The following is a 20767-nucleotide window of genomic DNA, read 5'->3' as shown; positions in this document are numbered from 1 at the left end:
CAGGGGGAATTTTCACATGTCAAACTACGCTAAAGAAGAAAGGCTAACAGGGGGAAACGTCTCAAGCGTATATCGTTCTGAAAATACTGTTCGGCGAGAGTTAAAGCCAGGCAGTGAAAAGATTCATAAGCTATTGCAACATTTAGAAAACAAAGGATTTCATTATGCTCCAAAGTTTTTAGGTGTAGATGAAAAAGATAGAGAGATTTTATCCTTTATTGAAGGAGAAGCTGGCAATTATCCTTTAAAAGAATATATGCGATCTAATGATGTATTAAAAAAAATAGCAAAGATGCTCCGCCTTTACCATGATGCTGTAAGTGATTTTCCGTTATTAGCTGATTGGAAACCGATGGATCATACTCCAAATAACATTGAGGTTTTATGTCACAATGATTTTGCCATATATAACATTATTTTTAATAATGAGAAGCCAGTAGGGATTATTGATTTCGATGTTGCTGCTCCTGGTCCAAGACTATGGGATATCGCTTATACACTCTATACTTGTGTGCCTTTAAGTAGAGTGTATTATACTGAATCCGGTGAAGCCGTTCATTATGACTCATCGCAACATGCAGATCGTATTAAAGAGAGAGTGAATTTGTTCGTTCAGTCCTATGATAAAAATATGGATGAAGATTACTTAGGAATGGTGTTGCTTCGATTAGAAGGGTTATGTACATATATGAAACGAAAAGCTCCAGAAGGCGACTTGAATTTCCAAAGAATGATCGATGAAGGACATCTAGAGCATTATGAGAAAGATATGAAGTTTATTCGTGATCATAGGGCTGAGTGGAGTTGATTTAGTAATAAAGAAAAGTTAGTATCGTTTTTTGCCGACAACTCAATCTCTCTTTTCGAATCGTTTAGAAAATAACAAGGGGCACCTTTCAAAAAGGTGCCCCTTCCTTTTATTTCGTAAACTGTGCTTCTTCCGTAGATCCTTTTAACGCTGTCGTTGATGAAGTTCCGCCTGTAATCACTTGTGCCACTTCATCAAAGTAACCTGTTCCTACTTCGCGTTGATGACGTGTTGCAGAGTAGCCATGTTTTTCAGCTGCGAATTCTGCTTGTTGTAGTTCAGAGTATGCTGCCATGCCGCGCTCTTTATAGCCACGTGCTAGTTCAAACATACCGTAATTTAATGAATGGAATCCAGCAAGTGTTACGAATTGGAACTTGTAACCGTAAGATGCGATTTCCTTTTGGAAGCTTGCAATTGTTTTTTCATCTAGTTTTTGTTTCCAGTTGAATGAAGGTGAGCAGTTATATGCAAGTAGCTTCCCTGGATGCTCCTTATGAATTGCGTCCGCAAATCGTTTTGCATCTTCTAAATTTGGTTCTGACGTTTCACACCAAACGAGGTCTGCGTACGGTGCATACGCTAAACCGCGCGCAATTGCTTGATCAAGACCTGCATTCGTACGGTAAAACCCTTCTGGTGTTCTTTCTCCTGTAATAAATGCTTTATCAACAGGATCAATATCGCTCGTAATTAAATCAGCTGCATCCGCATCTGTTCTTGCAACGATAATTGTCGGCACTCCCATTACATCTGCTGCAAGGCGTGCAGAAATTAAATTGCGTACTGCTGTTTGCGTTGGTAGTAGTACTTTTCCGCCTAAATGGCCACATTTTTTCTCTGAAGATAATTGATCTTCAAAATGCACACCTGATGCACCTGCTTCAATCATACCTTTCATCAGTTCGAATACATTTAATTGCCCACCAAATCCAGCTTCTGCATCTGCTACAATCGGTACGAAATAGTCTGTATCATCGCTTCCTTCCATATGCTGAATTTGATCCGCACGTTGAAGCGTTTGATTAATTCGTTTTACTACAGCAGGTACGCTGTTCGCTGGATATAAACTTTGGTCTGGATACATATGCCCAGAAAGGTTTGCATCAGCTGCTACTTGCCAACCACTTAAGTAAATCGCTTTTAACCCAGCTTTTACTTGTTGCATCGCTTGGTTTCCTGTTAATGCGCCAAGTGCGTTAATATAGTCTTCTGTATGAAGCGATGTCCAAAGCTTCTCAGCACCACGACGCGCTAACGTATGTTCAATATCAATTGACCCGCGCAGGCGAATTACATCTTCTGCCGAATATGGACGTGTGATCCCTTTCCAACGCTCATCTAATTCCCAGCTTTCTTGTAACTTCTCGCTTCTTTCGTTTTTCATTTGTTCCATCCCCTTTTCATTTTTTATAAAATTTCATAACCCGGTAATGTTAAAAATGGTACGAATTCATCATTTCGAACGAGATTTGTAAACAACGTTGTCGCCTCTTGGAATCTCCCTTTCTTAAAGGCTTCCTTACCAATCTCTCTTTCTATTTTTGCTAATTCTTCTTCTTTTAATTCTTCCATTAATTCAAGCGTAATATTACGACCATCATTTAGTTTTCCACCTTCATGACGAATCCATTGCCATACTTGTGCTCTTGAAATTTCAGCTGTTGCCGCATCTTCCATTAAGTTATAAATGGGTGCTGCTCCCCGTCCGCTTAACCAAGATGCAATATATTGAATACCTACGCTAATATTCATGCGAAGGCCCTCTTCTGTAATCGTTCCCACCGGTACCTCTAGTAAATCGTTTTCTGTTACACATATTTCTTCACGTTTTCTAAAAATTTGATTTGGTGTTTTCATAATGTGATTAAACACTTCCATTGCAACCGGTACAAGTCCAGGGTGGGCAACCCAAGTCCCGTCATGACCGTCTAAAGCTTCGCGTTCCTTATCAGCACGCACTTTTTCAAAAGCTGCTTCATTTGCTTCTGGATTATTTTTAATCGGAATTTGTGCCGCCATTCCTCCAATTGCTGGTGCATTACGGCGGTGACATGTTTGAATTACTTTCAAAGAATACGAACGCATAAATGGCGCCGTCATCGTGACTTGTGCTCTATCTGGTAGTAAGAATTTATTATGATTACGGAAACTCTTTAAAAAGCTAAAAATATAATCCCATCTTCCGCAGTTTAAGCCAGCAGAATGATCTTTTAGCTCATACAAAATTTCATCCATTTCAAACGAAGCGTGAATCGTTTCCAGTAACACAGTTGCTTTAATCGTTCCATTTGGAATGCCGATATATTTTTGAGCAAATACGAATACATCATTCCATAATCTCGCTTCTAAATAACTTTCCATTTTCGGTAAGTAAAAGTATGGGCCGCTCCCTTTTGCTAAAAGAGCTTTCGCATTATGGAAAAAGTACAAGCCGAAGTCTACTAAGCTACCCGACATATTTTTCCCATCAACTTGCATATGCTTTTCCTCTAAATGCCATCCTCTTGGACGTACAATGAGTACAGCTGTTTTCTCATTTAATCTATATTCTTTCCCTTTATCATTTTCATGTGAAATCGTTCCCTTTACTGCATCTCGTAAATTGATTTGGCCTTCCACTGCATTTTCCCAAGTTGGTGAATTCGAATCTTCAAAATCCGCCATAAAAAGATGCGCTCCTGAATTTAAAGCGTTAATGACCATCTTTCTATCTACCGGTCCAGTAATCTCTACACGGCGATCCTCTAAGTCTTTTGGCAGCTTGGCAATTGTCCAATCCGCTTCACGTATGTGTTTTGTTTCTTCTAGAAACTTCGGAAACTCCCCTGCATCAATTCTCTTTTGTTTTTCTACACGTTTTTGTAAAAGTTCTATGCGGCGCTCATTAAAATTCTCATGTAGTTCCTTCAAAAAACTAAGCACCTCAGGTGTCAATATTTCGCTGTACGCTGGTAACATTTCTCCAACGAGTGTAACCCGTGAAGTTTGCGTCGACATATTAGCATCCCCTTCTTAAACTGTTTTATAACAGATTTGATTTCATGTTTTATATTATATAACAAATCTTCAGAAAAGGAAGTTTTTTCGAAAATTCATTTCGTTTTTTTTCAAAACGCCATTCTTTCGCGCTTTATTTCATACAAAAAAGGCCGCTGTTATACAACAACGACCTTTTTGTATTATTTTTGAATTTCACTTTGACTAGTTAAACTTTATTACTGCCCTTGTTCCATATCATGCAATATTGCTCTATGTAAAAACTGTGCGTATTGTTCTCTCGTTACCTTCATAGACGGACCGAATTTACCTTCTCCGATTCCCATTGTAATACCATTTGTTTGTACTGCACTAATTGCATTCGTTGCCCATGAATTTGCTGAAACATCATTAAAGTTATGAGATCCCTTTGCCTGTAGGTCAAAAGCATTCGTAAGAACTTGTGCCATTTCCGCACGCGTTAACGTCGCCTTCGGTCTAAAGTTTCCATTCTCGTCTCCCTGGAAAATTCCGATTTCCGTTAGAGCCAATATCTCCTCGATAAAGCTTGTTGAATTTTCATCGATATCTCCATATGGGTTTTCATATTCATCTTGTTCTTCCATATCAAACACACGGTAAATTAAAGCTGCAACTTGCTCACGTGTTACATTATCCCCAAAACCGAATATTCCATCGCCATATCCCAAAATTATTTCTTGTTCCGCTAATTCATGAATTGCCTCATATGCCCAATGTCCTTTTGGTACATCTTTAAATACAATTGTATTTGCCTTTTGCAACGGTGCACTTTCCGCTTTTACACTATTACTCTCTGCTGAGAATAACACCCCACCCATAATTGTTAATGCTGTAGCTGTTTTTAATAATTTTTTGCTCATCAAATTATCTCCCCAATATGTATATGTTTTTTTAAAAATATACAGAATAAATGGTATAGTGACAATATATTTTCCGACACATTTCGTGACGGTTTTGTGAATCATATTACACATCATGTCTTTTTCATCGGGTTGATTATAAAGCTTGTTTATAACCATAAAAATACATAAATACGAATAATAATTCTTTTTTAAACAAACAAAAAAGCACAAATTTTTCTATTTGTGCTTTCATATTTCACTCTACTTCCAATCCTCTTTCAAATGATAATTAATAATCGCATTATTAATAAACTGAGCATATTGTTCTCTAGGTACAGGGCGATTTAATTCATACATGCCATTCCCAGTTCCTCTCACAACATTATTAGATTGTAACGCACTAATTGCATCTTCTGCCCAGTGACCTTTTGGAATATCTTTAAATGTATGTTTTTGTTTCGTTTCAAAATTAAATGCTCGTTTTAAAATGACAGCCATTTCCGCTCTAGAGATTGGTGCTTTCGGCCTAAAATCCCCTTGGCCATCCCCTGTAAAAACACCACGTTTTGTTAACGCTAAAATTTCCTTTTTAAAAGTGGTTGTACTATCAGAAACATCTTTATATGGATTCCCTACTGGCCCTTCTTCTTTTATCTCAAGTGTTCTGTAAATAGTCCCAGCTACTTGTTCACGTGTTATAAGATCGCCAACACCATACTTCCCGTTTCCATACCCTAATATAATTTTATGATACGCTAAATCCATAATAGCATCATATGCCCAAAATCCGTATGGAACATCTTCAAACACAATCATTTGTGGATACTCTTCCGCTTTTACAGGTGTCACATTCGCCCCTGCAAATATACCTCCTGCCATTGTCGCAATCATCATTACACCCAATATTTTTTTCTTCATTATCCTCTCTCCCTATTTCATTCAAATAAAATGAACTTCATTGTTTCAGGAGTACTATTTTTTGTGAATGTAAGATAAAATGCAAATCTTCTAGAAGAAATATTTCCACTACCTTTCTGCTTTATACCCCCTTCTTTCTTTTTCAAAAAGGAAGTTGTCACATCTAAGGTGTTATATACTAAAACATTCTACAATCTCTTTATAAACTCCTTTTCACTTTATAACTTCCCTTTATTGGCACCTAAAGGAGATGCCTAATGGAGGTTACTATATTCATGGTTTATATTTCAGAGGTAGCATTTTTCACTGAATTTTGAGGTGGGGGTCTTACTGCCCAGCAAATAACAGGATAAAAAAATCATCCTTTTTTCTTAAAAGAGGATGATTTTTTTATATTTATTAACACTCAAATATGCTACTACTTTTGAAGAGTAAATTGGGCAACTATTTGTTTTAATTTTCCTGCTGCGTTATGCATATGTTCAATTGAAACCGAAATCTCTTGAACAGATTTTTCTTGCTGTTGAATAGACTCTTTTACCCTATCAGTTCGGTCAGATGATCTTTGGGAAATTTGAGCCATGTCTTCTGCAGAAGCCGAGATTTCCTCACTACTCGCTGCAATTTCATCTGTAGACATAGATACCGTTTGAATTTGCTCAGATACTTGCTGTACTTTTTCTGTAATTGTTCCAAATACTTTTTCTGTATGCATTACTACTTGTGTACCTGCCTGTACCTCATTATCTACTTTCCCCATCATATGTACCGTATGGTTCGTTGTTCCCATAACTTGAGTAATAAGATTCTCAATTTGTTTTGCAGAATCACTAGATTGTTCTGCTAATTTCCGCACTTCATCTGCCACAATTGCAAATCCTCTACCACTTTCACCAGCACGTGCAGCCTCAATTGCGGCGTTTAATGCTAATAAGTTAATCTGGGAGGTAATACCTTGCATAACATCAATGATTTTAACAATTTCTTCTGATTGTTCTTTCATAGTCTCTACTTGTTTCACACCGCTATGTACCGAATTTTGGATTGTATCCATCTGTTGAATCATTTGTTTCATTAATTTGTTACCACTCTCTGCATCTAATGCTGATTGAGCAGATAATTCATTTACAGAGGATGATGTATTGACTATACTCTGCATTCCTTGCGTCAACTCTTCCATCGCACCCGCAGTTTGTTCCATTGCTTGCATTTGACTCTCTGCACCATTTGCAACTTCTTCAATATCCATAGTGATTTTCTTCGCTGCACTACTAGATACTTCTGATGCAGATACTACTCCGTCTGCATGTTGGAATAAAAGCTGAATATTATTCTCTACTTCTTGCATATTTGTTCTTAGCCCTGCAATCATCTCGTTAAAATTACTTACTAATATACCTAATTCATCCTTAGCAGTATAATCACCATGTACGGTTAAATCTCCTTCTTTCGCTCTTTCCATCATACGACTAACCGTTTGTAAAGGAGCAACTATGAGCTTGCTAATAATATAACTTACTATACATATAACGATTGTAGTAACTACTACAAGAATGATAAAGGTAATAACGGAACGATCAATCATTTTTTGAGAATCTTTAAATACTTGGTCAGCTAAATTTGAAACATACGATTCTAGATCCACTGCATAACCAGCTAACTCTATTCCCTTCGGTTTTAATTCCTTCTGAAATTCATTTACCATTTGTGGCTCATTTGTTACCTTCGCCTTTTCAAATAATTTTTTATATGTATCTTTATAACTTGGCAAAGATTTCTTCATCTTCTGAAATAGTTCATCCTCTTGCTTACTTAAATTAAAACCATCATCATATTCTTTTAATAAAGAATCATATTTTTTAAGATCCTTTTCAATATTATCAATTATCCCCTCTTTATTTGCCACTTCATTTTGTGATGCCGTAATTAATTCTAGTAAGTTATATTCTAATGAATTTTGTGTACGAAGCATTCCTTCTAATAAAATTGCAGAATATTGATAATCATCTACTACAACCTCTGTATCGTGCTTAATCTTATTAATAGAATTAATTGCTACACTGCTCATAATTACCATACCTAAAACTGCTAATGAAATAAGCGCTAATAATTTATATTTCACTTTTAAATTTTGTAAAAAATACATTTTTCCACCTTTATTCCTTTATATATAGATTTTTAGAATTTTATAGCTTATTATTTACAAAATCGCAATAAAAAGCAATGATAAATATTCCCAATATCAAACTTATATCCCTATAAAAAAAGAAGTAGCTATCATGCTACTCCTTTTTGCTTTGTTTCTCATATTGTTCAAACGTATGAATTCTTTCAAAAATTGGTGGGTGCGTGTATAAGAAAAATTTTACTAACGCAGGCGGATTTACTTGGCTTAAACTTGTTTTTGATAAATATTGAAAAGTTTTCACACCAGATTTCCCGTCCTTCGTCATATTTAAAGCATATTGATCTGCGGCTCTTTCTTCTATACGTGAAACGTAGTTTGTTGCTGGTTGTGCTGCAAAAGAGAGGACAGAAGAAATTAAGAAAAATAAAGGTAAAATGGAGAAACATGCTACTTTTGAAATTTGCAATGTATCTCCCCATTTGCGAATACACATATTTATAATACGACTAATTAAAAACATACCTATAAACGATAGCAATACATAACTTGCAACGCCAAAATATATATGTTTCATAACATAATGCCCCATTTCATGAGCCATTATAAATAAAATCTCTTTATCTTTTAACTGCTTAAGCGTTGTATCCCACATTACAATACGAGCGTTAGGACCAATTCCTGTTACGTAAGCATTTAATGCATTCGTTTTTTCTGACATGTTTACTTCATATACGTGTTTAGCAGGAATGTCCGCTTTGTCTGCTATCGCTAAAATTTTCGTTTCTAATTCTTTATTTTTCAGCGTCGAGAAGTCGTTATACAGTGGATCAATAACGACAGGCTGTATGAATGTTAAAAAGATTGTAAATGGAACAGAGAGCGCCCATCCTGCGAGCCACCATCTCTTCGGAAATTTACGGATAAGCCATAATAGAACGGTAACTACGATTAACATAGTCGCATAACTTTCCCAAAAACCGATAACATGATCTTTTATCCAGCTTTGTGTACTTTGTGTTGAAATGCCGTAATCAACGGACACTTTCCGGCCAATCCATTGCATCGGTAAGGCAAGCACTGTTGTCAATAATGATAAATAAAAGAAATAAATCGCAACTTGCAAAACACTTATTTTAGTCGTTTCCTTCGACCATTTCTCAAACTTTCTTGAAATACCTAGCACAAGTACAAATAATAAAATAATCCATTCAAGAGGCGTCGCTAAAAAGTATAGTAAATTTTTCACGCGCGAATAATCTTGGCTTAGCGTAAGCTCTCTAGCACTCATAAACGTTTCTGGATCTGCACTCGTTCCTTTATACATGTCCGGAATAAGTTCATGATTCCATCCAAATAAATACCAATATATAAGTAACGCAAATCCAACGTACAAAAAAAACGACCAACCGATAACCTTCCTCACGCTATTCCCTCCTCTATGCTGCCTGTCTATTATTATTGTAAGTTCGTATACGCTAAATTAGAACAAGCTTATTATGCGAATTGCTCGAGAGCCTTTTATTTACATAAAAAAACTCTTCTACAAATAGAAGAGTTTTACCTACCTTTAGACACTTTCTTCGGTTCACAATCCGTAATAAGGACCACACTTACAAACCAACACGTACCCTACTTGCTTTTTAGATAAAATAAAAAGCCTCTTTAAGGAAGTACATCTATTAATAAACTAAAATCTTGTAAAGAGAAAGAACTATATTTCATAATACCCTGTACAGCTAAAAGTAAAACAAGACCGATCACACACATATAGTTAACGCTTTCTTCATTCTTTTTTTCAGTAACCACTCCACCACTTATACATAAAATCCCTAGCAAATGGAGCGCTAAATACATGAAAAAATAAGCTTCCTCCCAGCGCAAAATAACATTCACTGTCGTTATTAACACTAGACTAAGTAAAATCAAATAAAAAAACTTATTTGATGATATCGTTTCATTCATATAATTTTATACATCCCTTTCAAATTTCGAATTAATGATGTTTCAAAGCTATAAAGTAAATGATTGTTTTCATACCATAAAACAAAAGGAAAGCCACCATTACTTTCTCGAATACTTTATGAATCCACATATACTTCTCTTCATTCTTTTTGAAGATGCGCTTCATCATTTCTTCTACAATTAGACCAAATATTAGTAAAACCCCGAACACAATAAGAAGAGAAATAATATTTTCTTTTAAATGAGTACTAGAAAATACGTAATACTCTGGAAACACAATCGTATCTACTACAGGTTGAAGCCAATGACAAACACTTCTATCACACATATCTGTAATAGACGTAGCATCTATAATGTCTTTTAATATTTTTTCAACCGTCTTCTTCATCTTATTTACTCCCGACTACATCTGAAAAGCTCTTTTTCTGCTCTGCATATATAACTGGCACTTCTTTACTCCAATATTTGCGATTAACAAATAAAAAGATAAGTACTAAGTTTAATCCTGTTATAAAAATAATAAGTCCAGGAAAGAATGTCGTATAATTTGAGAAATCGGCAAAACTCATAATTTTTTCTCTACTTATTAGAAAAGACGCACCTATTACAAATGCATTGTTTAACATATGTATTGCAATTGGCATGAGTAAACTTTTCGTACGAATATATACGATTGACAATACGATGCTGAATATGGCTGCACCGAGGAAATCAACATGTAACAACGCAAACAATATTGCTACAACGATGGTCGCTATGCTCGTTCCCCATTTTGTTGCAAAACGTTGAAGTAAAAATCCGCGAAAAACAAATTCCCCGATAATTGGTGCGATGAATACGACCCTAATGACTTGAGATACATATCCCCCAGTACTATCTACAATTGGTTCATGCAGGGCGTTCATAATAAAGTCCGGTGTAATCCATGCAAAACTATACATATACAAAATAAGATACCCGTAACTAAACATGCATAACATAACCGTAATGTATAAAACTTGTACCAAGTTAAATGTTTCATTTTTATTAACAAATAATGAAAATGAAATGTGGTGCTTTCTATACTCATAAGAAATCCATACCATCGGAAGGATATAGAATATAAGGATATTTATAAAAGAAGAATTTTGTATATGAAATATACTTGTTAGCAAATCGCCACTACTTCTCGCTATTAAAATTAATAGTGCAAATACAATTAAAAAATATCTAGCTCGCATCACTTGAAACGGGTTCACACTCATCTCCTCCCCTATGTTACTTTTATCATATCATTTGATTCTTAATTTTTTGCGAAAGAAAACCTTAAAATTTCCTTAAAAATTCCATAAGTTACAAAATGATGATATGATATTCGAGAAAATTAGGAGGGATATTTATGTACCAAGCAAATATTTTACTCGTTGATGATGAAACAGCAATTTTACAATTACTAACTACCATTCTTGAAAAAGAAGGCTTTTCTCATATTACAACTGCAACATCAGCTGAAATAGCTTTATCTCTAACTAAGCAAAACCATTACGATTTAATTATTTTAGATGTAATGCTTCCTGGACAATCTGGTTTTGATATTTGTCCAATCATTCGCCAACAAACAGATTGTCCAATTTTCTTCCTATCAGCAAAAGCATCTGATTTAGATAAAATATCCGGATTTTCATACGGTGCAGATGATTATATTACGAAACCATTTAATCCATTAGAAGTAGTAGCACGTATGAAAGCACAGCTTCGGAGACATATGAAACAAACCGTACCACACGAACAAAAACCACACTCAATTTCATTTGGAAGATTTGAAATTAATCAGCACTCTGCAGAACTAACAGTAGATGGGCACATTGTCGAATGCTCCGCTCAACTCTTTCAACTACTACTCTTCTTTTGCGAGAATCCGAACTACGTATTTTCGAAAGAGGAAATATATGAAAAAGTTTGGGGAGCACCTGCCTATAATGGCGATGACAACACTGTTATGGTCCACATTCGAAAACTACGTGAAAAAATTGAACACGATCCAAGTAAACCAGAATATATAAAAACCGTTCGCGGGCTTGGTTATAAGTTCGTTACAAAGTAGGGTGACGATATGAATTTTAATAAACGACTTATTATTCAATTTATCATGCAACACGTTTTTGTTTTAGTTACATTACTTATCGCTGTAGTTGCTGCTTTTACTTATTTAATTTTTCTTCTTACTAGTACTTTATACGAACCTAACATTCCGGATTCTGATAGTTTTACAATTTCAAGATACATCTCTTCAGAAGATGGGCATATTTCGTTACAATCTGAAGTACAAGATTTAATAAAGGAGAAAAATGATTGGCTCCAAGTTGTAGATGAAAACGGAAAGATCCTCTACCACTTTAATACACCAAATGATGTTCCGGATGCTTATACGAAGACATCTTTAGTCGCATATATACAACATCATATCGAAAGCAATTATAAATTTACATATTGGGAAATTGAATTAGAAGAAAAGAAAGCACTTGTTATTTATGGTGGTATGTTAAAAAGCAATGCGTTACTGACAGCAATTCAAAAGGAGCATTCCTCTTTAACGATGGATTCGTTCGCATTAACAGACCAAGAAAAACAGTTACTATCTAAAGAAAAAGCAACACTTCAAATATTTAATCAAAATGGCGAAGAGGTTTTTTCCTATCCAACTGGAAAGAAAAAAATATTTTCAGCAATACAAATTGCCCTTAATGAAAAAGAACCGTGGAATCATAAAGAAAACACTTCTAGCTTTTACGATGCAAATAGCGGCAACCTTCTCGTTGTAACTGCAAAAAATGAGCACTACTATCCAAATGACGAAATTGAAGATGTATTTACTAAGAAGTTTCTCATCGGATGCGGATTAATCCTTCTTATCGTATTTGTTTATTTAGTCATTCTTTCTATTTGGTACGGTAATAAATTCGGGAAACCATTATTACATGCGATGCGCTGGCTTAAAAATATCGCTGGTGGAAAGTATGAAGAACCTATTAGTAAAAAAGGAAAACCTGTCAGGTTCCGGCGATCTGGTAAAGAAAAATGGTCATTCCGTTTGTTTAGAGATGTAACAAGTTCACTAGAACACCTTTCTATTACACTCAAAAAAAATGATGCGATGAGACATGTCCTCCAGCAAACACGAGAAGAATGGATTACCGGTCTAACGCATGATTTAAAAACACCACTTAGCTCTATATATGGCTACGCATTATTACTCGAATCGAATCAATATAACTGGACTGATCGTGATATTCAGCAATTTGGTAGTGTTATGAAAGAGAAATCTCAATATATGACGACATTAATTGATGATTTAAGCTTAACGTATCAATTAAAAAATAACAGCCTTCCTGCCCAACACGTAAACGTTGAAATCAATCAGTTCGTTCAAAAAGTATTATTGCAATTTATTAACAATCCAACACTCCAAAATCAAAATATTGAATTCGTACCGAGCTCAAATAAAATTCAATATTTCATTGAAGAAAAATGGTTCCAGCGTATTATCGAAAACTTACTCGTAAACGCGGTAAAACATAATAACGAAACAACTACTGTCACCGTCAAACTATCACAAAACGCTAATTCCTTTACACTCTCCATTTCAGATGATGGAAAAGGAATGGATGAAAAAACGAAAGAACTTCTATTTGAACGATATTACCGCGGAACAAACACAGAAGAAAGCAACATTGGAACTGGACTTGGCCTAGCCATTACAAAACAGCTCGTTCATGCTCATAACGGAACAATTTCCGTTGATAATGCACTCGGAAAAGGAACGACGATTATTCTTGTATTTCCGTTTCGTTCGTAAGAAAGACGCTATGTGGCGTCTTTTTTTCTTTTCTGGGAGAGTTTTTCGGTAATTGAAATTATGCAGATCGTTTTTTTTGAGGTGTTTTAGCGGTATATGAAATTATATCGGCGATTTTTTGAATATATCGGCGCAACTCGAATTATATCAGCGATTTTTTGAATATATCAGCGCAACTCGAATTATATCAGCGATTTTCTAGATATATCGACTTACCGACAAAAACCGACAATACTAACCTACCTCCCTACTATACAAAGTAAAAATAAAACTATTAACAAATACATTTCTAAACTGTTATACTATAAATAGAAGTATAAACTAGCTAAGTTTTGCATAAAATGAAGTAGACGAGGTGCTTCCAACACCCCGTCACTGCAACTAATTACCGTAAGGTGGAAGGTTGCAACTAAAGCTTATTTGAGCTTAGAAGACTTCCCACGCTTCGCAGGCAGACGGGTGGTCTTCTTTTTACGCTTTTTTGCCGTTAATTTCTTAAATCCCAAAACTATACCTTCTCTAGCTATAGTTTTTGTGACTTCCAACAAAATTTGCAAAAGAAATTCCATACGATTACACCTCCTTTCTTCACCAAATGAAGAAAGGGCATAACCTTCCACCCGCAATATTTAATTGCTGTTTTATTTTACCATTTTCATATGTATTACAGATAAAAAAATACAAATTTAACAATCCACTTATAAAGTGAAACTTTAATCAGTGGAGATTTTGTTCATCCTGCACTGATTATTAGCCCTCACCAATCGGGCTGCCCGACAAATAGCGGGATAAAAATAATCTTTCATAACTCACTATGAAAGGTCACTCCATATTTCAGCTATTTCCCTACTAACACAAACACATTCTCATCAGGTGCTTCCATTACGGCAACATGTCCTGATTCTGTTGGAAATGGTTCGCGAATCCACTTTACATCTTTATTATCTTTTAAACTCTCATACGTTTGTTGTACATCTTCTACTAATACTTCGACTTCCATAAAATTAATATCCGGATGATTGCTTATTACTAACTCCGAACTTTTTTCATCTGGAAACTTCAATCCTATTAACGTCCAAATAGCTCCTTCTTCTAGTTCTCTTTCTATCATCCAGTTTTGCTTCATTCCCATTTCTTTATAGAAAGAAACTGATCTTTCTATATCTTTCGTATGTATAGATACACATTCTAGTTTTTTGAACATTTTCCCATTTCTCCTTTTATGAAAAAGCGAACCATCTCCCAATGATTCGCTCTTACCCTATTATTTTTTCTTCACCGGTATCCAAAGTTCTACTTGAGCGAACTCACTTTTATCTTCGTGGCAACGCTCATCGTACAGTTCAAACTCTGTAACTCCGCAATGTTCATACCCTGAATGTGGGAACCATTCTGAGAATACTGCATTCCAAGTTTGGTGAATAGACGATACCATTTCTTTATGAGGAACTTTCGGCGTTGTAAATACTGCATATGTTGCTGCAGGGAAAGTACGCTTTGCAATTTCATTTGGTACATTTTCAAAGTCTGTAACTTCCATTCCGATAATATAAGTGAAGTCCCCTGTTTCTAAATTAAAATCAGTACATAATCCAAGCTCTACCCATTGGCTCGTATCTTTACGATTCGGAATCGTTGTTCCAAGATCTTTTTGTAAATATTCTTGCCAAAATGCTGGGATGTCTTGATGGTTTTTCCCTTCTTTACTTGTCGTCTTCAGTTCATAACCTACCATTAAAAATTCTGGTTTATTTACAATACGATATTCCATTTGTATGCCTCCTAAATACGGATTTAATTTTCTTTGCTTTACATTCACGCTGTAATACATCGGTGTTTCAATTTCTTGTTTTCGATATTCACTCGGTGTCATTTGAAATAATTTCTTAAAGGCTCTCGTGAACGTTTCGTGAGATTGAAAGCCATGCTCAAATGCGATATCAATAACTTTTTCATCCGTATGAGAAAGTTGATAAGCTGCCCGGGCTAACCTCCTCTTTCGAACATACTCCATTACTGTATCACCTACTAACGCCTGAAATACACGATGAAAATGCGCCTCAGAAAAACCTGCAATACGTGCTAAATTACGCAGCGTCTGTTTTTCCATGACATCTTCCTCAATATAATCAATTGACCTTTGAATTTGTGTTTCATAGCTTTCCATCTCTGTTCACCCGCCTTATATGTATTATGATAAAAGAGAATCCTATCCAATTCTTGACGTTTTTTACTATATTTTTAAAAACAAATGTAACTTTTTGATATGTATTTCGTTGTTATGTATGAAGGGAGGGAAATGTAGTGAAACGCAAACAATCATTAGAAGACATTTACTCCGAGCACATGCAAGATTTATTTCGCTATCTTCTCTCCCTAACCGGAGATTCTCACTACGCGGAAGATCTCATGCAAGAAACGTTTTACCGCATGCTCATCCATATTGACTATTATAAAGGAGAAGAAATTAGGCCGTGGTTATTTACAATTGCCTACAACGCCTTTATCGATTGGTATCGAAAAGAAAAAAGATATAAAACAACGACAGTGGAAGAATTCCATTTACCAAACGTACCAAGTACAGAACACTCTTATTTTGTAAAACATGAGATTGCTAGTTGGTTAGACAGTTTATCTTCGCTTCCCCTTGAAAGACGAAATGTTCTACTATTACGAGATTACTACGGATTCTCGTATAAGGAAATAGCAGAGATGACTGGTCTCTCACTAGCGAAAGTGAAAATTGAATTACACAGGGGACGAAAAGAAACACAAGGCATAAAGGAGTGATTAGGATGGGTTGTACAAAGTTTAAAAAACTATGGGAGAAATACGAAAACGGAACGCTCACGCAGGATGAACAAGAGCGGTTAGAAAGTCATATTGAAACATGTGAAGAGTGTGACGATTACTTAGATGATTTGCTTTCAAAAAGTGAACCGATAAAGAAAAGACTACCACCACAAAATCTAAAAGTCCCGTTTTGGAAAATAAAATGGAAACAGCGTTGGCAAACCGTTAGTTTTGTCCTTGCTGTTTGTATAGCAATCTATTTTGTTGGTCATTTTGCATCTTCCTTTTACTTCTATTCGAACGAAATGAAAAACTTCCGGAAAGTGGATGATATACCAGCACTCGCAATAGAAGCAACAATGCCAAATAGTCGTTCCGCTGGAGGAAATACGAAGGTTAAACCTTTCTTTCGTACAGAAACTGAAATGGATTTATATAAAACGATCGGTAAAAAAGAATTTCCAATTGGTACAGTAACAATGCGTAGTTTCTTATCATCTGTAACTGTCACAAATCAATCTTGGGAAAACAGAGCCTATTCAAAAAAACTTTCCTTTGTTCATCCAAAAATTAAGGAAGAAGCTTCTTTGAAAGAATCATCTAAAAAAGTTTGGGATACACTTGGAAAGATACATGAGGGTACCGTTGCAGAATTAGCGATATCTTTCGATAAAGTTTACACTTTACAAGAAGTCGAATCCATTCTATATAGCGCATTTGAAGCACAAGAAATGCCACCAACTCCTTTATGGTACGCCTTAGACACAGGACAAGAAAGAATAAATGAAGACGATTTTCTCTTGCATAGCGGAGAAGTTATCGGATTTCGAGAACATATAAATCTTCCTGAAAATGAAACAAAAAAACTACACACAAAAGAAGATGAAGTAATCGAAATGATGCGCATTCTTTCTATAAATAAAGAAACTGTAAGTAAAACGACTTGGACTCGTGAAAAGGATCTGAACTTAGATAAGCGCTATCAGTATATAAAAGATAACGGCGTTAAAGTATACGGCATGGTCATTACTGGCCCGTCGAAAGAATTATTGAAATTACAAAACTCACCGAATGTGCGTTATGCGACTCTTGGGGATATTGAGGTTTGGAATTGGTTTGATCAGTGATGAGGAAAAGGAGAGCAAAGATATGCTCTCCTTTTTAATCCGAAATCACTTTCACATACATCCCTCTCACCGCTTTTTCATAAGCGACCTCGCTCATCTGTCTTATTTTTTCCGACACAACAGACGATGGAACAACTTCACCTTCACGAAATAATGGAGAATCAATGAGACGGACTTTATTTTTCTGATACAAATCATAATCGTTTCTATCTTCTTTTACTTTTACATTCGGATGAACTTTTCTTAATAAAGCATGTACTTCTGAATCAGTACATTGCTGCAATTTCGAAATTAGCTCATCATCTTCAAGAAGAAAATCATCTGCATGAATAACCTTTTTGTGTAGAGCTAACTTTAGCGTTTTTGCTAACGTATCATTTCCGTAAATATTCATTGGTTGCATAAAGAAATCGATTACTTCTTTGTAATACGTTTCTGCAAACCATTCAGCTATTTCGATATTTTGAAGGACCATTTTCCCATCTACAGCAATGACATCCTCTAAAAAACTGTGAACTTCTTCTAAAGAAACATACCCATATGTATACATATCTCGTAACGTATAATCAACTCTGTCTGCGCATAATTCTGGTGCTGACCTTTCGAGTAACGTCCATTTCGAATCATCTAACAAAATATCTTTATAGTTATAACCATGCTTTGAAAGAATCACTGGAATTTCTGAGTTTTTCACAACGGAGCTAAATATCTCTTCATGATAACTTTCATTTATATTATCAAAAACATAATCAATCACATGAGAAAAAGCAGTATGTGATACGTCATGCAGTAAACCTGCAATTTGTTCTTCTACTGAACCACCAAGTTTTTTCACTAACAACATAACACCAACTGAATGATCAAAGCGCGTTACATTCCATTTCTCGTTCATTAAGTAACTTGCGCCTGCTTGATGAATTCCCTTTAGTCTTTGCATAGACTTACTTGAAATTAATTCTTCTACTACTTGATCCACTTCAAATTCTCCGTATAGTACATCTGATATGATCACTTACAATCCCCCTTTATTTTAATCTAGTCTTATAATCGTATCTCTTTTATGAAATTAGCACCAACATAAATATTTATTGTTATTTGTTTTTATTAAAAAAAATAGAGAGCCATCAGCTCTCTATTTCATAACCCCTATTCAAATGTAACTTCTACCTGCACAATCTCCGACCTACTACCAAGTCTAAGCGGTGGTCCCCAAAACCCAAATCCAGAAGAAACAATCGCGTGGAATGCACCTTTTTGTGCGTATCCCCAGTCTAATTCGTACATTCTTCTCGTTACAATATGATTCGGCGCCATTTGTCCGCGGTGCGTGTGACCTGATAATAGTAAATCAACACCCGCCTCCGCTGCTTGTTTCAACTCAAATGGCTGGTGATCCATTGCGATAACAGGCATCGATTTATCTACCGTACTCATTAATTGTTCAAAGCTTTGGCGATCTCGCTCTGTTTTATCTCTTCTTCCAACGAGATAAAAGTCACCTTCAATTGTAATTACTTCATCTAAAAGAATACGAATATCAATCTTATCCATCTCTTGTAAAAACTCTGGAACCGCTCTACCGTAGTATTCATGGTTTCCTAATACGCCATATACGCCTAATGGTGCTTTCATTTGTTTCATGATTGGTCCCATATTCTTTTGAATGAACACACCTGGATGATCATCGATAATATCACCTGGCAGTAAAATAATATCAGGTTCCATCTCATTTACATGACGAACAAGTCTTTTTAAATGCGAAACGCCAGACAGTTTACCGAAATGCATATCAGAAGCCATCGCAATGCATAAACTTTTACGCCCCTCTACCTTTTTCGGTATGTGCACCTCGTACTTTCTTACTACCGGACTATACGCATTAAATACTCCATACGCAAAGATAAAGATAAATGCAGCTATCACAGCCGCCCCTGTCCAAATAATTGCCGCTTCTTTCTCTACTGAAAACTGTAAAAGAAAGACCATAATATTAGCTAATGGCAACAGCATAAGCGCATATTGTATAACCGCAAACCAAATCGAACCTATCGTTCGCAGAAATGGCAAAAACTTAAACACTTGCACGAGAATGTACGCATATGAAATAAATGCAACTATAAAAGCATAATATCCCCAAGATTCCCAGCCAAATACCGCATGAAGCCAAACCCATCCGTTCCAGCCGATGTAAAACATAAGTAGTGTGTATATAATTAATATGGTAAATATATTGAGATAACGAAGATTCTTCACAGCCAGCCTCCTTATTGATTTCTTCTATTATAACTTGTTATGCACTTATAACGTAAATATTAAGCGCTTCAATCTTCAGAATAAGAACATTGATAAACATATTGTCTTAAAATTTTTAAGAACGGCTGTAATGGACATTTTTGAGTCTTAAGTGTTGGATGAAATTCTATTATCTTTATCCTTCAAAACTCATCTATGCAATTATGCATAACCATCCATTCCGTTTTATTTTCATGTTACGATATAAACGTAATACGACATATATCGACAAAGATAAAAGGAAGTGATTGTATGAAACGTTCTAAAACATACTTAAAATATTTAGCATTATCCGCTGTTTTTGCTAGTAGCGCTGTAACTCTTTCAACACCTGCTGCTTATGCTCAAACAACATCGCAAGTTGTAACAGATATCGGGCAAAATGCAAAAACACATACGAGCTATAATACATTTAATAATGATCAAGCTGATAATATGACAAGGTCTTTAAAGGTAACTTTTATCGATGACCCAAGCGCTGATAAACAGATTGCCGTTATTAATACAACTGGTAGTTTTCTAAAAGCAAATCCTACTATAAGTGATGCACCTATTGATAACTACCCAATCCCTGGCGCTAGTGCAACATTACGTTATCCTTCACAATATGATGTTGCATTTAACCTTCAAGATAACAGCGCTCGTTTCTTTAACGTAGCACCTACAAATGCTGTAGAAGAAACGACTGTAACATCTAGCGTATCTTATCAACTTGGTGGCTCTGTTAAAGCTTCTGTAACGCCTAATGGCCCTAGCGGTGAAGCTGGTGCAACTGGTCAAGTAACTTGGTCGGACTCTGTAAGCTATAAACAAACTAGTTATAAAACAAATTTAATTGACCAAACAAACAAAAACGTAAAATGGAACGTATTCTTTAACGGATATAACAATCAAAACTGGGGTATTTACACATCGCTATCAAGCTAAGCCCATACAACGTCAAGTATAGTAGAGGTTGTTTCTTTTTTCTAAAAGCTAGGTGTAGAGAATTTAAAGATTTGCATGCGAAATAAACCCTATCGGGTTTCATTTTTTGAATTA

The 20767-nt window shown here is 35.5% G+C and carries 19 protein-coding genes and 3 pseudogenes; 7 read left to right on the top strand and 15 right to left on the bottom strand.

The window, feature by feature from the left end; all coding sequences use genetic code 11:
* Window positions 1-16 precede the first annotated feature (16 nt).
* Window positions 17-808, top strand: coding sequence for a phosphotransferase (locus MR169_RS05240; RefSeq protein WP_242319076.1), 792 nt, complete (start codon window positions 17-19; stop codon window positions 806-808).
* A gap of 109 nt (window positions 809-917) precedes the next feature.
* Here MR169_RS05240 and aceA read toward each other — a convergent pair whose 3' ends face one another.
* The 10 genes and pseudogenes from aceA to MR169_RS05195 all read right to left on the bottom strand — a co-directional run bounded on the left by aceA (window position 918) and on the right by MR169_RS05195 (window position 10917).
* Window positions 918-2195, bottom strand: coding sequence for an isocitrate lyase (gene aceA, locus MR169_RS05235; RefSeq protein ID WP_000787378.1), 1278 nt, complete (start codon window positions 2193-2195; stop codon window positions 918-920).
* A gap of 23 nt (window positions 2196-2218) precedes the next feature.
* Window positions 2219-3808: a malate synthase A gene (aceB, locus tag MR169_RS05230; protein WP_000107347.1), complete on the bottom strand. Its 1590-nt coding sequence runs from the start codon at window positions 3806-3808 to the stop codon at window positions 2219-2221.
* Between the two features lie 218 nt (window positions 3809-4026).
* The gene (locus tag MR169_RS05225; protein ID WP_114159535.1) at window positions 4027-4794 is read right to left on the bottom strand and encodes an S-layer homology domain-containing protein; all 768 of its coding nucleotides are present in this window, start codon (window positions 4792-4794) and stop codon (window positions 4027-4029) included.
* Between the two features lie 138 nt (window positions 4795-4932).
* Complete coding sequence (locus tag MR169_RS05220; RefSeq protein ID WP_242319075.1) at window positions 4933-5589, bottom strand: S-layer homology domain-containing protein; 657 nt, start codon at window positions 5587-5589, stop codon at window positions 4933-4935.
* Between the two features lie 418 nt (window positions 5590-6007).
* Window positions 6008-6799, bottom strand: a complete 792-nt coding sequence (locus tag MR169_RS28460) for a methyl-accepting chemotaxis protein (RefSeq protein WP_404978265.1) — start codon at window positions 6797-6799, stop codon at window positions 6008-6010.
* A gap of 156 nt (window positions 6800-6955) precedes the next feature.
* Window positions 6956-7735: pseudogene (locus MR169_RS28455) on the bottom strand (MCP four helix bundle domain-containing protein); the annotation flags it as partial.
* Between the two features lie 136 nt (window positions 7736-7871).
* Window positions 7872-9140 (bottom strand): M48 family metallopeptidase, encoded by a 1269-nt coding sequence (locus MR169_RS05210; protein ID WP_001233273.1) that lies wholly within the window; start codon window positions 9138-9140, stop codon window positions 7872-7874.
* 239 nt (window positions 9141-9379) lie between these two features.
* Complete coding sequence (locus tag MR169_RS05205; protein ID WP_001006050.1) at window positions 9380-9679, bottom strand: DUF2101 family protein; 300 nt, start codon at window positions 9677-9679, stop codon at window positions 9380-9382.
* Window positions 9680-9710: 31 nt separating this feature from the next.
* Entirely contained in the window at window positions 9711-10067 is a 357-nt protein-coding gene (locus MR169_RS05200) for a hypothetical protein (protein WP_000754331.1), read from the bottom strand.
* Window position 10068: 1 nt separating this feature from the next.
* Window positions 10069-10917, bottom strand: coding sequence for a CPBP family intramembrane glutamic endopeptidase (locus tag MR169_RS05195; RefSeq protein ID WP_001067986.1), 849 nt, complete (start codon window positions 10915-10917; stop codon window positions 10069-10071).
* Window positions 10918-11057: 140 nt separating this feature from the next.
* Between MR169_RS05195 and MR169_RS05190 the strand changes: the two genes are divergently transcribed.
* Complete coding sequence (locus MR169_RS05190) at window positions 11058-11762, top strand: response regulator transcription factor (protein WP_000283862.1); 705 nt, start codon at window positions 11058-11060, stop codon at window positions 11760-11762.
* A 9-nt stretch (window positions 11763-11771) separates the two neighbouring features.
* Window positions 11772-13514: a sensor histidine kinase gene (locus MR169_RS05185; RefSeq protein WP_242319074.1), complete on the top strand. Its 1743-nt coding sequence runs from the start codon at window positions 11772-11774 to the stop codon at window positions 13512-13514.
* 416 nt (window positions 13515-13930) lie between these two features.
* On the opposite strand, the gene MR169_RS05180 is transcribed toward MR169_RS05185, so the two are convergent.
* The 3 genes from MR169_RS05180 to MR169_RS05170 all read right to left on the bottom strand — a co-directional run bounded on the left by MR169_RS05180 (window position 13931) and on the right by MR169_RS05170 (window position 15681).
* A complete protein-coding gene (locus MR169_RS05180; protein WP_000394953.1) occupies window positions 13931-14083 on the bottom strand; it encodes a hypothetical protein in 153 nt (50 codons plus the stop codon).
* A 269-nt stretch (window positions 14084-14352) separates the two neighbouring features.
* On the bottom strand, window positions 14353-14718 hold the full coding sequence (locus MR169_RS05175; RefSeq protein WP_000473642.1) for a VOC family protein: 366 nt from the start codon (window positions 14716-14718) through the stop codon (window positions 14353-14355).
* Window positions 14719-14778: 60 nt separating this feature from the next.
* Window positions 14779-15681, bottom strand: coding sequence for an AraC family transcriptional regulator (locus MR169_RS05170; protein WP_242319073.1), 903 nt, complete (start codon window positions 15679-15681; stop codon window positions 14779-14781).
* 137 nt (window positions 15682-15818) lie between these two features.
* Here MR169_RS05170 and MR169_RS05165 point away from each other — a divergent pair, with 137 nt between their 5' ends.
* A complete protein-coding gene (locus MR169_RS05165) occupies window positions 15819-16304 on the top strand; it encodes an RNA polymerase sigma factor (protein WP_000823978.1) in 486 nt (161 codons plus the stop codon).
* 5 nt (window positions 16305-16309) lie between these two features.
* Entirely contained in the window at window positions 16310-17434 is a 1125-nt protein-coding gene (locus MR169_RS05160) for an anti-sigma factor (protein ID WP_000501953.1), read from the top strand.
* A 34-nt stretch (window positions 17435-17468) separates the two neighbouring features.
* Here MR169_RS05160 and MR169_RS05155 read toward each other — a convergent pair whose 3' ends face one another.
* Both MR169_RS05155 and MR169_RS05150 read right to left on the bottom strand, forming a co-directional pair.
* A complete protein-coding gene (locus MR169_RS05155; protein ID WP_000587062.1) occupies window positions 17469-18446 on the bottom strand; it encodes an HD domain-containing protein in 978 nt (325 codons plus the stop codon).
* A gap of 134 nt (window positions 18447-18580) precedes the next feature.
* Window positions 18581-19687 carry a metallophosphoesterase gene (locus MR169_RS05150; protein WP_000793733.1) on the bottom strand — a complete coding sequence of 369 codons (1107 nt, stop codon included), beginning with the start codon at window positions 19685-19687 and terminating at the stop codon, window positions 18581-18583.
* A 34-nt stretch (window positions 19688-19721) separates the two neighbouring features.
* Here MR169_RS05150 and MR169_RS28300 point away from each other — a divergent pair.
* Window positions 19722-19835: pseudogene (locus MR169_RS28300) on the top strand (TetR family transcriptional regulator); the annotation flags it as partial.
* Between the two features lie 143 nt (window positions 19836-19978).
* A pseudogene (gene cytK2 / locus MR169_RS05140) lies at window positions 19979-20638 on the top strand (beta-channel forming cytolysin CytK2); the annotation flags it as partial.
* Between the last annotated feature and the right edge of the window lie 129 nt (window positions 20639-20767).

Source organism: Bacillus cereus group sp. BfR-BA-01349 (assembly GCF_022663795.1).
Taxonomy (GTDB): Bacteria; Bacillota; Bacilli; order Bacillales; family Bacillaceae_G; genus Bacillus_A; species Bacillus_A cereus.
The sequence above is the reverse complement of the archived record's forward strand: the minus strand, read 5'-3'. Positions and strand labels throughout refer to the sequence as shown.

Excerpts from the sequence above, each read along its gene's own strand:
- MR169_RS05240 (WP_242319076.1), top strand. The coding sequence starts at position 17 with ATGTCAAACTACGCTAAAGAAGAAAGGCTAACAGGGGGAAACGTCTCA.
- aceA (WP_000787378.1), bottom strand. The coding sequence starts at position 2,195 with ATGAAAAACGAAAGAAGCGAGAAGTTACAAGAAAGCTGGGAATTAGAT.
- aceB (WP_000107347.1), bottom strand. The coding sequence starts at position 3,808 with ATGTCGACGCAAACTTCACGGGTTACACTCGTTGGAGAAATGTTACCA.
- MR169_RS05225 (WP_114159535.1), bottom strand. The coding sequence starts at position 4,794 with ATGATTCACAAAACCGTCACGAAATGTGTCGGAAAATATATTGTCACT.
- MR169_RS05220 (WP_242319075.1), bottom strand. The coding sequence starts at position 5,589 with ATGAAGAAAAAAATATTGGGTGTAATGATGATTGCGACAATGGCAGGA.
- MR169_RS28460 (WP_404978265.1), bottom strand. The coding sequence starts at position 6,799 with ATGCAAGCAATGGAACAAACTGCGGGTGCGATGGAAGAGTTGACGCAA.
- MR169_RS05205 (WP_001006050.1), bottom strand. The coding sequence starts at position 9,679 with ATGAATGAAACGATATCATCAAATAAGTTTTTTTATTTGATTTTACTT.
- MR169_RS05200 (WP_000754331.1), bottom strand. The coding sequence starts at position 10,067 with ATGAAGAAGACGGTTGAAAAAATATTAAAAGACATTATAGATGCTACG.
- MR169_RS05190 (WP_000283862.1), top strand. The coding sequence starts at position 11,058 with ATGTACCAAGCAAATATTTTACTCGTTGATGATGAAACAGCAATTTTA.
- MR169_RS05185 (WP_242319074.1), top strand. The coding sequence starts at position 11,772 with ATGAATTTTAATAAACGACTTATTATTCAATTTATCATGCAACACGTT.
- MR169_RS05180 (WP_000394953.1), bottom strand. The coding sequence starts at position 14,083 with ATGGAATTTCTTTTGCAAATTTTGTTGGAAGTCACAAAAACTATAGCT.
- MR169_RS05175 (WP_000473642.1), bottom strand. The coding sequence starts at position 14,718 with ATGTTCAAAAAACTAGAATGTGTATCTATACATACGAAAGATATAGAA.
- MR169_RS05170 (WP_242319073.1), bottom strand. The coding sequence starts at position 15,681 with ATGGAAAGCTATGAAACACAAATTCAAAGGTCAATTGATTATATTGAG.
- MR169_RS05160 (WP_000501953.1), top strand. The coding sequence starts at position 16,310 with ATGGGTTGTACAAAGTTTAAAAAACTATGGGAGAAATACGAAAACGGA.